10 protein-coding genes are annotated in these 14,783 nt (G+C 52.6%); 1 reads left to right on the top strand and 9 read right to left on the bottom strand.

Annotated elements, in window-relative coordinates:
• Positions 1 to 16: 16 nt before the first annotated feature.
• The 6 genes from A3CY_RS0115390 to A3CY_RS23015 form a co-directional block, all read right to left on the bottom strand.
• A complete protein-coding gene (locus A3CY_RS0115390) occupies positions 17 to 1,462 on the bottom strand; it encodes a RagB/SusD family nutrient uptake outer membrane protein (RefSeq protein WP_018338831.1) in 1,446 nt (481 codons plus the stop codon).
• Positions 1,463 to 1,478: 16 nt separating this feature from the next.
• On the bottom strand, positions 1,479 to 5,090 hold the full coding sequence (locus A3CY_RS0115385) for a SusC/RagA family TonB-linked outer membrane protein (RefSeq protein WP_169503683.1): 3,612 nt from the start codon (positions 5,088 to 5,090) through the stop codon (positions 1,479 to 1,481).
• A 188-nt stretch (positions 5,091 to 5,278) separates the two neighbouring features.
• A complete protein-coding gene (locus tag A3CY_RS0115380) occupies positions 5,279 to 6,421 on the bottom strand; it encodes a FecR family protein (protein WP_018338829.1) in 1,143 nt (380 codons plus the stop codon).
• A 253-nt stretch (positions 6,422 to 6,674) separates the two neighbouring features.
• Complete coding sequence (locus tag A3CY_RS0115375; protein WP_071596005.1) at positions 6,675 to 7,268, bottom strand: RNA polymerase sigma factor; 594 nt, start codon at positions 7,266 to 7,268, stop codon at positions 6,675 to 6,677.
• Positions 7,269 to 7,385: 117 nt separating this feature from the next.
• Positions 7,386 to 7,844 carry a hypothetical protein gene (locus tag A3CY_RS0115370; RefSeq protein ID WP_018338827.1) on the bottom strand — a complete coding sequence of 153 codons (459 nt, stop codon included), beginning with the start codon at positions 7,842 to 7,844 and terminating at the stop codon, positions 7,386 to 7,388.
• Positions 7,845 to 7,905: 61 nt separating this feature from the next.
• The gene (locus tag A3CY_RS23015; protein WP_155828385.1) at positions 7,906 to 8,295 is read right to left on the bottom strand and encodes a hypothetical protein; all 390 of its coding nucleotides are present in this window, start codon (positions 8,293 to 8,295) and stop codon (positions 7,906 to 7,908) included.
• Between the two features lie 386 nt (positions 8,296 to 8,681).
• Between A3CY_RS23015 and A3CY_RS0115360 the strand changes: the two genes are divergently transcribed.
• Positions 8,682 to 10,754, top strand: a complete 2,073-nt coding sequence (locus tag A3CY_RS0115360) for a M3 family metallopeptidase (protein WP_018338825.1) — start codon at positions 8,682 to 8,684, stop codon at positions 10,752 to 10,754.
• Between the two features lie 113 nt (positions 10,755 to 10,867).
• On the opposite strand, the gene A3CY_RS0115355 is transcribed toward A3CY_RS0115360, so the two are convergent.
• The 3 genes from A3CY_RS0115355 to A3CY_RS0115345 are packed head-to-tail and all read right to left on the bottom strand — an operon-like array spanning position 10,868 to position 14,698.
• Positions 10,868 to 12,373, bottom strand: a complete 1,506-nt coding sequence (locus tag A3CY_RS0115355; RefSeq protein WP_018338824.1) for a glutamine synthetase family protein — start codon at positions 12,371 to 12,373, stop codon at positions 10,868 to 10,870.
• A gap of 41 nt (positions 12,374 to 12,414) precedes the next feature.
• On the bottom strand, positions 12,415 to 13,512 hold the full coding sequence (locus A3CY_RS0115350) for an ROK family protein (protein WP_018338823.1): 1,098 nt from the start codon (positions 13,510 to 13,512) through the stop codon (positions 12,415 to 12,417).
• Between the two features lie 28 nt (positions 13,513 to 13,540).
• Positions 13,541 to 14,698 carry an MFS transporter gene (locus tag A3CY_RS0115345; RefSeq protein WP_018338822.1) on the bottom strand — a complete coding sequence of 386 codons (1,158 nt, stop codon included), beginning with the start codon at positions 14,696 to 14,698 and terminating at the stop codon, positions 13,541 to 13,543.
• Between the last annotated feature and the right edge of the window lie 85 nt (positions 14,699 to 14,783).

Here is a 14,783-nt window from a genome sequence, read left to right as displayed (position 1 = left end):
CTTTTCAATTATCCGTTTAATAATCCTCTTTTATCGGAAGTTTATCCACGCGCCCGTTTTGCTCCATCGCCCCGTTACGATCCATCTCCCCCTGGGGAATCGGGTACACGTAATTGGGATCGTTGGGTGACAGCATATAAATCTCCGTACCCGTGATTCCCCCGGTACTATTCACCAGCGTGAACTTATGGTCGATCTGCTTGGCAAACAACTTTGTCCGCTTCAAGTCATACCAGCGATGTCCCTCGTAGCACAACTCCCGGCGGCGTTCGTTGAAGATAAACCGTTTCAAATCCACCCCCTTCGAAGGTATCGAGATCACGCTCATATCTTTCACCCGGTTCTCGACCAATTTCTTCACGTCCGCATAAGCCTCGGCATCCATATCCTTGGCAGCATACGCCTCGGCACGATTCAAATACGCCTCGGACACCCGGAAGTTAAAACCACCCAAGTCCGTGAAAGACCCCAGCCATTTGGCGGGAATACCCATTCCCATCACCGTCTTGACATACAAGTCGGCACGCAAATCCCCTTTCAGGAATGCCGCCTGCATATCGGAAGACACGCCGTAAGTGACATTCATGGAACCATAAATATGAGGCGTAGCCAAGTCGCCCGACCCGACCAAAGAACTCGTTTCGCCGTAAACATGCAGAATCTCAGGATTCGTCGTGTTCACAAAAGTACCCTGGTGTTCCTTCAGGTTCCACAACATTCCTCCCGTCGTGTTGATGACCCGCGTGGCATACTCGATGCAATTGTCCCAATCGGACTTGTAGAGGTACACCCTCGACAACAACAACTTTGCCGCCGCCGCATTCGGGTGCCACAAGGACTTCTTCAACCCGCTCTTCTCGAACTCCTGTATTGCGGTTTTCAAATCCGACTCGATCAAGTTATAAATCTCGCCGACAGAGGCTCGCGTGTACGTTTCCTCGACTCCCGTGCCCAAACGCTTTGGCACCCCGGGCTCAGATGCGGCAGTAGCAGCATCGTAATGCTTGGCATACAGGTTCACCAACTCGAAATAAGAACGAGCCCGCACGAAATACGCCTCTCCCCGCACGAAAGCCTTTGCGTTATCCTCGCCTATCGCCTTGTCGATATTCTCCATCACGTAATTGGTGACCAACACCAGGCGATACAATATCTCCCAATACTTATTCACGGTAGACTTATCCCCGTTTCCGTCCACCTCGACATCTCTCTGCCACGTGTACAGGCTCTTGTACAAGTTCTTCTCGTTCGTCGACGTCTTCCGGTTTTCCTCTATATCGTCGGTCATGAACTCCGTCGTGTAATTCGTCATATTCTGAATAACAGCCTCCCGGTGCAGCACCTCCAAGAAATGATCCGCGGTACGCGGGATAACCTGGTCATTATCCTCCTCTTTCAAGAAATCACTACAAGAAGCGACCGGAAGAAGCCCAAGCAATAAAAAAATATATATCCTTTTCATAAACTCATTTTATCGGTTAGAAATTCACGTTCACGCTCAAATTATACGTCGGCAAAGTCGGCATACCGATGGATTGCACCTGATCCGGGTCTTGTCCTTTCAGCTTCTTGTCAAACACGATGATCCCGATATTCTGTACCTGAAAATCCACCCTCAAACCGTTGATTCCCATTTTATCCATCCAGTTGCCCTTCAAGCTATATCCCAACGACAGCGCCCGCACACGGATATGGTCGCCCTTAGCCACCCGCAAATCCGAGTAGTCATACATATACCATCCCGCGTTCGTTCGCGGTCCGACAACTTCGCGGAAGTCCGCGTCGACCATCGTGTACTTGTACGCGTCCGCCTCGCCCGGCATAAGGTCCATCTCCGGGACGCTTAACGTTTCGTTCGAGAGCACCGGGATATTCGTGTTCGCCTCATCACCGGGATTTCTCCAGCGTTTCGCCATCACGTTATTCATGTTATCCTCCGGGTAAGGCAAAATATTCCCGTTATCCTTGTAGAGCCTCAACATACGCACCTTGTAGCCGAACTTGTAGGAAAACTCCGCCCGCAAGGAAAACCGCTTGTACATAAATTCCGTGGAAAAACTACCGTACGCCGACGGCGTGCGCGTGCCAGAATAGGTAAATATATGGCTCAGGAAATCCTCTTTCGTCATGTTCGACAAGTTACCCGTCAGATTCTTAAAGCGCGGCAACCCGTGTTCATCCAGGCGGTCAAACTGGTAAGAATAGAACCCATCCACCGACGATCCCTTCTTCACCACCGACCCGCTCACGTAATTGCTATACGTGTTGACATACCCTTCCGTCACCTCTGCCCCACGCGTCACGGTGTTTTTCGTGTGGGAGAAAGACAAAGAAGTCCGCCATTTAAAATCCTTCGTGTCAATATTTCTCGTCGAAATATTGAAATCGATCCCCTTGTTCGTTGCCGAACCGTCATTAATCTTCAAGGAAGTCATCCCGTTCACCAGCGACACCGGGCGATCCGTGATCAAGTCCACCGATTTGCTGTAATAATACTCCAGGGCACCGCTGATCCGCCCGCGCAAGAACGACCAATCCAAACCCACGTTCATCGTTGATGTTTTCTCCCATTTCAAGTTGGCATTCGGGAAGGATTTCACCATCGCTCCCAATTCCCCGGAAGCCGTTTGTTTCCGCGGGGTATCGATAACTAAGTAAGGACTTTCGTTCGGCACGTTCCCGCGGTAACCGTATGACCCGCGGAGAGCCAACGTCTCGATCCACGAACAGTTCATGAAAGATTCGTCGTTGATGTTCCAACGACCGGAAACCGACCACACGGGATTGAACTTCTCGTTCTTGTATTGCCCGAAACGGTTGGAACCGTCGTTACGGATATTAAAGTTCAGCGAGTACAAGTTCTTAAACGTGTAAGTCATCGTCGCGTAGAAAGACAAAGCATTCTCCCTCCGGTCGGTGATCGTGGGAAACACGCCGCCACTCTGCAAAAACCAATATTTTAAGGCTTGCGTGTACTCGTAGTCCACCCCGTTCTGCACCACGGGGAAACGGCTGAATGTCTTTCCCTGGTCGTTCATGTATCCCGGGAACTGCCCGCTCGACGTCCCCTTGTAGATCGTGGACTTCGCTTCCTGCCCGAAATCCACGTTAAAATGGTGTATCTCCTTTAGCGTGAAATTATAATTCAACTGGTTACGCACCGTCCAGTCATACTGGTTCATCGAGCCATGGGAATACACGCCACCATCCATAATATCCTTTGCCGGAACGTCGCCCGCCGGTCTGTCGCCATAGTCCCATCCGCGCAAATCCGCCACGTAAAAACTCTTCTCGCCCATCCAATCCTCCGTCAAGTTCGTCGTCGTCGTCAACCCCACGGTTCCCATGTAGCGCAGGTTCGGCAGTATCTCCCAGTTCAGGGAAGCCGTCAGGTTCAGGCTCTTATTCACGATATTGCTCCCGCCGTTGGCGAACTCGTTCAGGATATTATACCCGGCATACACCTTCGTGTTTGCCGTACGATTCACGTTCACTTCTTTGTCCACGTAATACAGTGACCCGTCGGCATTCCGCACCGGGATCGAACGGTTCGTGTAATACGCCTCGTCAAAGGCGGAGTACCCGCCGGGATTGTAGTCCGCGTCTTGCAGCGAACCGCTCAGGCGTATGTCCACCATGATATTCTCGCGCAGGCGGGTAGACAAGTTCATACGTGCCGTCAACCTCGACAAGTCGACGCCCCGCTCGGCACCTTTATTATTGGCATAACCGAAAGAGAAATAATACCGGGTATTCTCGTTACCGCCGGAAAGGCTGATATCGTGTGACTGGCTGAACGAGTCGCGGAACAACGCTTTGAACCAATCCGTGTTGCGCCCTTCCATCTCGGAAACGCCCTGTTGGAATTCGGCGAAAGAAATCTTCTTGTCCCAGTAATCCATCATCAACCCCTCGTATCCCATGCGCTGGGGCGTGTACTCGAAATACAACCCCCGGTCCATGATCTCCCGCGATACATCCACGCGCTCCTTCGAATTCATCAACTCGAAATCGTCATATGTCGGGCGGCGCATATAGCCCGCGTTAAAATTATAACTTAAAGAGGTTTTGCCCACCTTCCCCGTCTTCGTCGTCACCACGATCACGCCGTTCGCAGCGCGGGTTCCGTAGATAGCCGTCGCCGAGGCATCCTTCAACACGTCGATACGCTCGATATCCTGCGGGTTCAAGCCCGTGATGGCGTTACCGATCAGGTTAATATTGTCCCAGCTATTGATCTCGTCAGCGGAGAGGGGCACCGGGTTCTCGTAAATAATCCCGTCGATCACCCACAACGGCTCCCGCGTCCCCGTGAATGTGCTGGAACCGCGCAGGCGCATCTTCGTGGCGGCTCCCGGCGTCGTACTCAACGTCATCGCCAGCAACCCCGGGACTTTACCTTCCAACATCTGGTCTACCGTCAAGGCTCCCCGGAAGTCCAGATCCTTGTCCGTCAAGGAAGAAATCGAGCTGGTCAGCTTCCTCTTGTCGATCGTCTGGTAACCTGTCACAACCACCTCGTCCATGTTCACGCAATCGTCATCCAGCAACACCCGCAAGGTTTTCTCCCCGTTCCATACCACCTCTTTCGTCTTCATCCCAATGAAAGAGAACAGCAACGACTGTTTCTTTCGCTCCAGCATGATGGAAAACTCCCCGTCCACGTTCGTGGCAACTCCCGTGATCGTCCCCTTGATCAGGATAGACACTCCCGGGAGCGTTTCACCCTGGCAGTCGACCACCACGCCTTTCACCATAACTTTCGGTTTCACCGTGTCCCGCGCCACCGTCTTCACCGGCATCGGCTTGATTACCACCATGTCATCGATTACCTCGTAGCCGTAAGGTAGCCCGGACAACACCTTGTCCAACGCCTTCGCCAGCGTGTAATTACTGATTTCCACGCTTACCCGGGTATCCCGGCTCAACTCTTCCTCATTGAACACGAACAAATACCCCGTCTGTTGCTTCAACGAGCGAAAAACATCCCGCAAGGAAGCATTTTCACATTTCAAACTCACGTTCTGGGAACTCGCCGTCCCGAACACGTTGAACGTAAAAATAATCGTCAATACAACTGTCAATTTCATAATCAAAAAAGAATTACCACCTCGAGTTTGCCCCAAGAGATAGCGAAACATTCGCTTTTTTTCCATAGCTTTGCACTTCAATTTTACGTTATTCCACTTTAACTTTTATCGGTTATTGGAATGAGTTACACAGTGGCGGGGAATGCTGGTACCATTTCCCGCTTTTTTCGCCCTTCCATCTTTCATTTTCAACGCGACCGCACGATGATATTCTTCCCGGTGATCTTGAAAACCACGTTCGTCGTCTTCTCGATAATCTCCAACGACTGTATCAAAGGCACGTACTTCTTTATCCCCCCGGTAAAACAGCGTTCCGCGCAACTGCAGTCCTCGAACTGGAACGTCACCCCGTACCAACGGGAAAGCTGACGGGTAATAGCCAGCAAAGAAATATTCTCGAACTCGAAAACACCTTTTATCCACGACGAGTAAAGAGCCGCATCCACCGCCTTCACCTCAATATTCTTCAAATCGTTGTTCCATATCGCCTGTTCACCTGGCTGCAAAGACACTTTGTCCGATTCCCCGGCTACCTCCACCTTCCCCGCCGCCAACGTGGTCACGGTCTTTTCTCCCGGATAAGCAGACAGGTTGAACTCCGTCCCCAGCACTTTCACCCGCACCCCGCCCGTGTGCACGATAAACGGGCGATCGGCATCTTTCTTCACCGAGAAGAAAGCTTCCCCCTCGACGAACACCTCCCGCGTCGTCCCCGTGAAGTGGGTCGGGTACCTGAACTTCGTCATCGAATTCAACCACACGCGGCTCCCGTCCGCAAGTGTCAACTCGAATTCCCCGCCCACGGGCACATCCAACGTGTGCAACACACTCTTTTCCACTACATTCTCGGCTCCGTACACCAATCCTTTCGCAGTATCCTTGCGTATCTCTGTCCCATCCTTCTCGATCAAGTCGAGTGATTGGTTCTCGCTCAACGTGACGCTCTTGCCGTCTGCCATGAACAACTTCACGGCTGCTTTCCCGGGGATAGCCTCGGCAACCGGGACATTCTCCCTTGCGCCATTCTTCGCGAGCAACAACCACCCGCCCACGGCTCCCCCAAACACGACCGAGGCGGCGACCATCCATCTCACCACCATCATCCGGTGTCCCCGCCTCAGCTTGCGTTCCAGCGCTCTCCACGAACGTTCGGCATCCATCTTTTCCATGAACCCGATCTCGTGAGCGTTCCGGTAGACACGCAGGTAATCATCAAAAATGACCCTGTGCTCCGGTTTCTCCTCCACCCACCGTTTCAGGCGCAACCAATCCTCTTCCCCGATTGATCCTTCGCTATAATCGGCAATCCATTTTAATATATTCTCATCCATATAGCAACTTCATTTTCCTACATATTGCAGGTTTTATCGAAATGGGTGAAAAGAAAACGATATTTTTTCCGAAAATGTTCCCATGCCCCGCCGCCCCCTACACGAGTCCTACACGATAATGCTATAACAAGTAAAATATTACTTCACGATAACTTTACTATAATTGTAGATAAGTTATTAGTTCATCTACCCGTCAATCTTTGACACGAATGCCACTAAATGTTAATTTAACCAAAAACAAGAGCTGAACACATTAACCAGCCAGAACGAACGACCGGGAGATTTTCCCGTGAAGCAAGAACAATAGAATAATCGTATCCAGATTGTCACGCAACTGTTTCAAAGCTCGCGCATAATGAGTCTTCACCGTGTTGACCGAAATATCCAGTTTCTCGGCGGTTTCCTTGTAAGACAAGCCTTCCAGCACGATTGCCATGAAGACTTCCCGGCATTTCTCGGGCAAAAGTTGAATTTCCTTGTACAATTTCTCCTTTCGGGCTATCAGTTCTTCTTCCCGTTCCTCTGAAATCTCGTCAGCCAGCAAACCGGCATACGAGTCGATTTCTTCAAACACCATGTGCCCCGCACTCCGCTCGTGATACAAGGCAGCTTTCTGCACCGCCCCGAATAGATAAGATTTCAACGCCCCGCGGAATGTCGTTCCCTTCTTCTTCTCCCAGAAATCGACAAACACATCCTGCACCACGTCCTCCGCATCCTCGAACGAGTGCAAAAAACGCAAGGCGAACACGCACAGCATCTGGTAATAGTTATCAAATAGCATCTTCACGCACGCCACGTTTCCCTTTTTCAGGAGATTGATTATATCTTTTTCTTCATATTTCATTTGCCGTTCCCCGAAGTAACACCCGCGAATGTAGAAAAAAAAACGGCACAATAATAAAACAGGCTAAACTTTTCGATTTAACCTGTTTTATCTACACTATTTATCAAAATATTATGCTTAAACCTTTTTCGCCTTGTAAGTTACCTTCGTTTCCATGGCATCCATGATCGTGGCCTTTACCGTGGAATCCAGCTGACCGTCGGTAATCGTCCCCGTGGCGGTCACGCGCATCGGCATATTGTTATAATTATAAGTAAAGGTAATATTCAACCGGTACACCGTCTTGCCGTCCTTCACTTCCGGCTTTACCGACACCCTGCCGGAACGGTAGCTGAACTTTTGCCCCGTGGGAAGCTCGAAATCGGTCACCACCACCTCCACGCTATCCCGGTGCGTCCGTTTCAATTCCAGTTTCAAGGGCATTTCCCGCTGCATGATCTCGATATAAGCCTTCCCGTTGTACGTTCCGGAAACGGCAGCCCCGTGGTCTTTCTTGTCTTTCGCCTCCACCCGGGTCACCCCGGCAATTCCGGCAGTAACAAGCAAAACGAGAAGCAATTGTCCTATAATTTTCATATACTTGATGGTTTTTCGTCTAAAAGTTTCTATTTTTAGCCCCCGAAAGTACAAAAATAAATCAACAGTTCATGAACAAGAACCTATTCTTTACACTCTTGCTTCTCGTTTTCGTGCCGGCACCCGTTTTATTCACCTCCTGCAACAGCTGTTCCGACCACCACGCGGGCGACATAGACAAACTGCCCGGGGTATACCGCGGCGAAGCTACCATCGTGCTGTCCGACCACGTGAAAGCCATGGTTCCCCCCGAGGCGAAAGGCATGATACCGGAAGGTCCCATCCCCTGCGGCATCGAGATCACCGCGGACTCGAACGGCACGCTCGCCCTCAAGCTGGTGAACTTCACCATGCCCGTGCGCGGCATCACGGTAGACCCGGCATCAGCAACCGCCACCTCCTCCGGCGACGCCTTTAGCCTCAAGGGCAGCGGCAACGTCAATGTCGGCACACGCAAGATGTCCTACTCGCACGAGGGAAAAGTGCAACACGACAGCCTGAACTTAAATGCCACGGTTTCGATCATTCCCTTCGTCGTGGAACCGAAGATCGTGTTCAAGGGAAAGAAAAATCGTTAACCTACCTGTCACCCATGGCGGGGCTACCCATTCCCTACCCCATGAACGTGGCATCTTCGAACCATAAACGTAGCATAAACGTAAATCATCGTCTATGCTACGTTTATGCTTGGTTCATGATTCCTCCATAAGATAGAGGAAAGATAGCCTAACCTTAATCTATTACCCGCCAAACCTCGTAACTTTATAAACTTTTCGTAACTTCGCACCTCGAATTAGAGTAATAACAAATTATTATAACATGAGAAAAACATTATCTATGGCTGCAATTATTTTACTTGTGGCATCTTGCGGGAAGACAGAGCAGAACCCGTTGCTGACGGATTTCGCCACTCCCCACCAGACGCCGCCTTTCGATAAGATCAAGGCGGAACATTACGAACCTGCTTTTGATGCTGCCATCGAGGAAGCACAACGGGAAATCGACCTTATCGCCAACTCGAAGGAAACACCCACTTTCGACAACACCATCGCGGCACTGGACGGCGCCGGCAAACGTCTGGGCGACGTGGCAGGTATATTTTTCAACCTGAACGCCTGCCTCACGGACAGCGTGATGCAAGATATAGCGCAAAACGTGTCGCCGAAGCTCACCGCTTACAGCAACGCGATATACATGAACCCGGCATTATTCGCCCGCGTGAAACAAGTACACGAGCAAAAAGAGGGTCTGAACCTCACGACGGAACAGGCTACCCTGCTCGAGAACACGTGGAAATCCTTCATCGACGGGGGGGCGAACCTAGAGGGCGACGCCAAGGAACGTTTCAAGGAAATCTCCGTGGAACTGTCGAAACTAAGCCTCACGTTCGACAAGAACGAACTGGCGGAAACGAACGATTTCGAGATGCTCGTCACCGACGAGAAAGACCTCGCGGGACTTCCCGAGGGAGTGAAGGAAATGGCAGCGATGACCGCCAAGCAACGCGGTAAAGAAGGATGGGTGTTCACCCTCCACTACCCCAGCATGGCACCCTTCATGAAATACGCCGACAACCGTGCCCTCCGCGAGCAAATGTACCGTGCCAACGCCTCCCGCGCGTACCGCGACAATGAATACAACAACGAAAGCGTGGTAAAACGCATCACGGCACTGCGCCTCGAAAAGGCGAAATTGCTGGGATACCCCACCTACGCCGACTACGCCCTGACCGACCGCATGGCGAATACCCCCGAGATCGTCAACGACTTCATCGACCAACTGCACGAGGCATCGCACCGCCACGCCCTGGCGGACAAGGCGGAAGTGGAGAAATACGCCCGTGCACAGGGACTCAAGGGCGAACTGCAACGTTGGGACTGGTCGTACTATTCCAATAAACTGATGCAAGAAAAATACGCCCTCGACGACGAGATGCTGCGCCCCTATTTCAAGCTGGAAAACGCGCAACGCGGCGTGTTCGACCTTGCCACGCGCCTCTACGGCATCACCTTCAAGGAAGTGACGAACATCCCGCTGTACCACCCCGAGGTGAAAACCTACGAGGTCTACGACAATGACGGTTCGTTCCTCGCCGTGCTTTACACCGACTTCTTCCCGCGCGAGAGCAAGGGCGGGGGCGCGTGGATGACCGCTTTCCGGGGACAAAAAATGGTAGACGGCAAAGACCAACGCCCGCTGGTATCCCTCGTGATGAACTTCACGAAACCGACCGACACGAAACCGTCGTTACTGACGTTCAGCGAGGTAACTACCTTTCTCCACGAGTTCGGTCACGCCCTGCACGGCATCTTCGGTAAATGCACCTACGGTTCAACCTCGATGGACGGCGTGTCCCGCGACTTCGTGGAATTGCCCTCGCAATTCATGGAAAACTACGCCCTCGAAAAAGAATGGCTGGACACGTGGGCAACCCACTACCAGACGGGCGAAACCATCCCGCAAGAGTACATCGACAAGATCAAACGTTCGTCCAACTTCCAAGCGGGATACGGCAGCGACCGCCAGCTGAGCTTCGGCATGGTGGACATGGCATGGCACACGATCACCGCTCCCGTTACCGAATCCCTCGTTGACTTCGAACAACGAGCCATGGGACGCACGGAGATCATGCCCCTCGTGAAAGGCACCGCCTTCTCGCCCGCCTTCGGGCACATCTTTGCCGGGGGATACGCCGCCGGTTACTATGGCTACAAGTGGGCGGAAGTACTCGATGCCGATGCCTTCTCGCTGTTCAAACAACGCGGTATTTTCGACCGGGCAACCGCCGAGTCATTCCGCCATGAAGTGTTGGAGAAAGGCGCTTCCGAGAACCCGATGACGCTCTACAAGCGTTTCCGCGGACAGGAACCGACCGTCGACGCGTTACTGGAACGAAGCGGACTGAATTAATTTTTAGACGCAAATTAAAAAGATTACCGAAGCCGGAGAGTATTCCAGCTTCGGTAATCTTTTTAATCTAAAATCACCAAATCGGCAATCACTAAATCACAGCATCGATCGCTTCATCCGCAATAATAATACCTCTCCACGAGTTCCTCCATCCCCACCTCCTCATTCTTGAGTTGTTCACGAAGATTAGCATCATTGTATTTCCGGAGCATGGCGATAACACCGTCAATCAACCCGGGGGCGAACACGTCGTATTCCTCGTACACGCCGCGCTGTTGTTCCAGGCAGAGGGCTGACTCGTGACAGGAAGCAGGGAGATGGCTCAACCGGTCGGCAACCGCCTTGTTGGCATCATCGAAGATATTCACGTCCACGTAACGGTCACGGGCGTATTGCAAGGCGTTCTCCATCTCGAAACCGTGGCGGGCGGCAACGGCAAGTCCCGCTATCAGCAGATAGACATCCGCCGATCCGTCCGGGCAACGGAATTCCACGGTTTGCTTGTTGCTATAATCACGCTCTTCCACCAGTTCCCGCGGGTTAGCATCCTGCAACATATTGGCAGCCCCGCTCGTCCAGCCGAGAGGCACGCGCACCAGCACCGAACGGTTGCGGTCACCCCAGCAGATATTCGTGGGAGCCTCCTGGTGAGGAACCAAACGGAAATATGACGACGGGTTCGTGTTGCCGAAAGCCGTCAACGAGGGAGCCAGGTCGAGATACCCGGCGATCGCCTTCAGGGCGGTATCCGTCAGCTTGCCGTTCTCCACCAGCACGTTCTTGCCGTCACGGGTGAGGCGGGTGTGAATATGCATACCGCTACCCGCCTTGCCCACGGTGATCTTCGGGGCAAACGTCAGGTCTACCCCGTACTCGTGCGCCAGCGTGCGGAGAATCCATTTGGCAATCATCAACTGGTCGGCGGCGTCCTCCATGCGCGTGGGTAGAAATTCAATCTCGTTCTGCTCGAACGATCGCGCGTCCAACGTGAAATTACCGACCTCGGAATGCCCGTATTTGATCAGTCCCCCGGTAGAAGCGATATACTTCATCGCCAACGTGCGCAACTCCTGTCCCTTACAGAATGGCGTCGACTCGTGGTATCCCCGCTGGTCGGGAGTCCCGTACAACGGCTCCGTATCGGTAACCACGTAGTATTCCAACTCGCCCATCACCTCGTATTCCAACCCTGTCACCTGCCGCAACGCCTCGTGCGCCTTTCGCATCGTGTACTCCGGTGACATCTCGAGAGGCTTGCCATCCTTCGTGTAAAAACTGCAAAGTATATCTACCGCCGGGATATCGCTGAACGGGTTGAGGAATGCCGTACGATAACGGGGCAACACGTAAAGGTCACTCGATCCCGCCTCGATATAAGGGAAAAGGCTCGACCCGTCCACCCGTTCCCCGCAGGTCAGTATATTGTCAAGATGCTCAAGACTGTTAATAATAAAATTCAGCGTCTTCAACCGCCCGTCTGCCCCGGGATAACGGAAATTAATCATCTCGATATCATTCTCTCTAACGTAACGAATGATATCTTCTTTGGTAAAATACTTCGGTTCCTTATGCAAGTAACGCGACAAAACGTGCGGGTTCAATGAATAATCCGAGTTCATACAAGTAAGTTTTAAATTTAAAGTTTAGAGTAAAATGTAAGCTATCCTCTATCCAACTCGTTCAGCGCAAAGGCGTAAGCCCCGAAAGCGATTGCCTTGCTCGTGCCCAGCCGCGTGACGAGGACGGCAGCACGTTTCACGGGGTCGTAATCCACAGTTTCCGTCGTCCCGGGGATAAGGATTTGTTTCGTGGTTGGGGCGAGAAACGCTTCCCGGTCACGCGGGTCGTCGAGGAAGAAAGCTTTCATCTCCATGCGATCCACCGGGCTGCCGTCATACATGCACAACGAGCCGTTCAACTCTCGCATCACGGCGGGCATCAAGTATTTATGTGCCGCCACGATGCCGCCACCGATCACGATGACCCCGTCCACCACGGCGTTCATCGAGGCGATAGCCTCTCCCAGCACCTCCCCGGCACGGGCGAAAGCCTCGCGAGCCGCCTCCCGGTCGCCGTCGAGCGTACCCTCGGCTATATCGAAAATATCCCTCGGTGTCAAATCCCGCTCGTCACCCGACAACCGGGCATATCCACGCCGGATGGCACGGATAGAGATTCCTTCCTCCACGCCGTAGCGGGGTTCCCGCTTGTCGCGCAACACCCATACCTCGGCGGCGACCCCGTTGTCCCCGAGAAACAGTTCCCGATCACGGACCACGCCGCCCCCGAACCCCGTGCCCAGCGTGATGCCGATCAAATTCTTGTACACCTTGCCTTTTCCCGCCTCCTGCAACATCCGGTTCACCTCGGGCAGTGCACCCGCCAACGCCTCGCCGTAAGCGAAAAGGTCGCCGTCATTATTGATAAACACGGGTATCCCGAACTCCCGTTCAAGGAAAGCCTTCAACGCCACGCCTCCCTGGAAAGCGGGCAGATTCTTCAAGTCACCGATAATCCCGTTCACGTAATCCGCCGGACCGGGAAAGGCGAAACTGATCGCCACGGGAGCGTCCGCCAGCCTCTCGCGGATTGCCGAGAAGCCCGTGACCATCGTCGCCAGGCATTTTTCAAGATCATTCCCGTTGGAAGGCAACGTGAGCGGTTCCACGATCTCCTCGTTGGACTGTATCGCCGAGAACACGAAATTCGTTCCCCCGGCATCCAACGTCATCACTATTCTTTTGTCAAACTGGTACATGCTATATTTATGATTTAAGATTGACGATTCACGCTTTCACCTTGATCCCGAAGGAGCAGTAAAGCAGGTAACAGAGGCAACCGAGGATCACCAGAAGCGACCCCGCCTGGCTGCCAAGCAGATCGGTAAGGTAACCCATCAGCGGCGGCACGACGGCTCCCCCGAATATACCGGTTACCATCAGACCGGATATGCCGTTTGCTTTCTCCGGGCGGGCTTGTATAGCCATGGAGAAAACGAGCGAGAAAATGCTGGAACAAGTGAACCCCACGAGAGCGACCAACGCCAAAATAGCGTATTGCCCGCCAACGAAGAACAACGCCAGCAGCCCGGCGATAGCCACCATAATATTCACCTGGAAATACTTCCGGCACGACACGCGGGCAAGCAGAAATGTCCCGATAAACGCCCCGATCGTGCGGAAGGCGAAATAGGTACTCGGTCCCACCGCCGACTCGATCTCGGTAAACCCGCACCGCTCGATCAACAGCTTGGGAGCTACCATGTTCGTCCCCACGTCCACGCCGACCACGAACACGATGCCGAGAAAAAGCAAGAAGATCGTCCTGTCCTTCAACAACCCGAACGTCCCGCCCCACGAGGAAACTTCCGGCTCCGCGCCATCTTCATGGATACGCGCGGACATCAGCCAAAGCGTGGACAGCAACGTCAGCACCGCGAATATCGGGAACAAGTACTGCCAATTTCCCAGCACGGAAGCGGCGAAAGCGGCGATGAACGGACCGCAAAACGAGGAAACCGCCTTCAACACCTGCCCGGCAGTGAGCGAGCTCGCTAGCACGTTGCCCTTCACCACGTTGGTCAAGAGCGGGTTCAGCGATACTTGCAAAATCGTGTTACCGATACCCAGCAGGGCAAATGCCACGAAACAAGTGACCATGTTGTACTCGACAAAGGGAATCAGCATTCCCACGATGGTCACGAGCATACTCACCAGTACCGTCTTCTTCCGCCCCACACGATTCATGAATATCGCCGCCGGAACCGCCAACAGCAAAAACCACAGGAATACCATGGAAGGCAGGAAATTGGCAACCGTTTCACTCAATTGAAAATCTTTCTTCACGAAACCCACGGATATTCCCACCACATCACAAAATCCCATGATGAAAAACCCGAATAACACAGGCAATAAAGCCTTTACATTTGTAGACTTCTCTTTCATAATATACAATTTAACACAAAACAACTAAAGAGGATGCCAATGTACGGAATTCCATTGAAAGTTAAAAGAGAAAATTGTGTTAGTT

It is taken from the genome of Butyricimonas synergistica DSM 23225 (genome assembly GCF_000379665.1).
GTDB lineage: Bacteria > Bacteroidota > Bacteroidia > Bacteroidales > Marinifilaceae > Butyricimonas > Butyricimonas synergistica.
The sequence above is the reverse complement of the archived record's forward strand: the minus strand, read 5'-3'. Positions and strand labels throughout refer to the sequence as shown.